This window comes from Vibrio sp. 10N.222.48.A3 (assembly GCF_041475345.1).
In the GTDB taxonomy this organism is placed as follows: domain Bacteria; phylum Pseudomonadota; class Gammaproteobacteria; order Enterobacterales; family Vibrionaceae; genus Vibrio; species Vibrio tasmaniensis_A.
The window spans coordinates 2,922-3,179 of record NZ_JBFRVX010000760.1 but is presented as its reverse complement, the minus strand read 5'-3'; the positions used below and the strand labels follow the sequence as shown (position 1 = coordinate 3,179).

The 258-nt window shown below is 43.0% G+C and carries 1 protein-coding gene; it reads right to left on the bottom strand.

Features of this window, described 5'->3' with window-relative positions:
- The coding region (locus AB4653_RS19475; protein ID WP_372105059.1) for a chorismate-binding protein at nucleotides 1-258 on the bottom strand (258 nt) is incomplete at both ends.

The window sequence follows — 258 nt, the reverse complement described above, 5'->3', positions numbered from 1 at the left end:
GAATGGTGCAGCCTGCTAAACGGATAAAACCAGAGAATGGAGCTGAGTTGTACTTCTCTAACTTTTCATAAGCGAGCCATTCACTGCCTTGGTATTGGGCATTGAAGCGCTGAGCAAGGTTTATCTGATAACAGTCACCCGACAACAAGTACTCTTGAACGCTATCGAATTTATTGGCATAACTTTGTTCAGTCATATTGGATTGCCATGGGGTGGTTAATCCAAACTTCTGATGAGTTCGTTCTGCTTGTTCTGCTT